The 1531-nt window shown below is 46.0% G+C and carries 2 protein-coding genes; both read left to right on the top strand.

Features of this window, described 5'->3' with window-relative positions; genetic code table 11:
- Positions 1-137 precede the first annotated feature (137 nt).
- Positions 138-1073, top strand: a complete 936-nt coding sequence (tnpA, locus tag DWW03_RS16335) for a transposon Tn4555 protein TnpA (RefSeq protein WP_004292844.1) — start codon at positions 138-140, stop codon at positions 1071-1073.
- Positions 1074-1214: 141 nt separating this feature from the next.
- A partial coding sequence (locus DWW03_RS16330) for a recombinase (protein WP_118407059.1) occupies positions 1215-1531 on the top strand: 317 nt, incomplete at its 3' end.

Below are 1531 nucleotides of genomic sequence, written 5' to 3'. Positions count from 1 at the left end.
AAGCGACAATAACCGCCCCGATATGCGGAAACAGTCACACTGTGTAGAAAAGCGACAATGGTTGACTTCCGTTCACATCCGTTTACCATTTCAGAGATATAGGATTGAAGAAATGAACCATTAAACGATAAAACGGTATGAAAGCAACCAGAAAATGCAGTTTTTGCGGCAAGTCCTTTGTAACCCGAAGCGGTATGCAAAGATATTGCAGTGAGGCTTGTCAGGCAGAAGCCAAACGAGCCAGAGTGATGCAGAAGAACAACCTCTTCAAAGTCGCCCAACCCTTGATGGAGATACAGCATCAGGAGTATCTCACCTTTTCCAAAGCAGCCATCCTCATGGGCTGTTCCCGACAGTACATTTACAAACTTGTAGCCATCGGCAAGCTGAAAGCCTCACGCATCAGCAACCGCATGGCATTCATCCGCAGAGCCGACATCGAGCAGATGTTGGAGGGCAATCCCTATCACCGCATCCTGCCCGGCAACACCTCCACACCAAGGAAATCATCTTCATCTTCCTTACCTGCCAAAAGAGAAAAAAGGGAAAAGGAAAGCGAAGAAGTGTTGGACTTCTATTCGGGCGAGGAGGTGATGTCCCTTTTTAAGGTAAAGCAGTCGTGGCTTTACACTTCCGCCAAGCGTAACCATATCCCCATCTGCCGTATCGCAGGAAAGAACTATTACAGCAAGAAGCATATTGACGAGTTTTTCGGTGTAGCAGTTGATATTAGCGAAATTACCGACTGGCTACTGACCGAGGAGGTGGAGGAACTGTTCGGCATGAAGCCGACCGCACTCCGTGCCTACACCTATCGCCATAAGATACCCACTAAAAGAGAGTACGGGCGTACCTATTACTCCAAATCACATTTGAACGAACTCCGCAGAACTGACCTTGTGAACGATGAACGCTACTATACCGTTGAGCAGGTGCAGCAAATCTATGGTCTTTCGTCAGCCAACATCTGCCATATCGTCAAGGTAAAGCACATCGAAAAGATAAAGGTGGGTGTGAAAAACCTGCTTTTGCGCTCAGATGTGGAGCGTGTCATGGCTGAAAGGAACAAATAACCGTGAAAAATCGGGATTATCGAAAATTATTTCAAAATGATGTATCGTGGAGGTATTCACGGATATTTCACGTTGTTCCTTTGCCATCGGAAACATGGATACAACTCCAAAATGTATACAACCAATTAAAAGATAATTATTATGAGTAAATGCAAAACAGTTACCTTGCGTAAGCGCAAGATTAAGAACGGGACACAGTATTCACTATGCCTTGACTACTATCCCGGCTACCGTGACAATGTCACCATGAGAGTGATTACACGTGAAGCCTTAGGAATTTACATCTTCGCCAAACCTGCAAACCAGCAGGAACGGGACTTCAACGCACGCATGATGAAGAAAGCGGTCATCCTGCGCAACCAGCGCTACGAAGCCATTTTCAATGAAAACAACGGCTTTTTTGACAAGACCAAGATGAAGGGCGATTTCCTTGCCTATTTCAAAGGACTGGCTGACCG

Origin of the sequence: Alistipes sp. AF14-19 (assembly GCF_003461645.1) — a bacterium.
GTDB lineage: Bacteria > Bacteroidota > Bacteroidia > Bacteroidales > Rikenellaceae > Alistipes > Alistipes shahii.
This window is presented reverse-complemented; position numbering and strand designations above follow the sequence as displayed.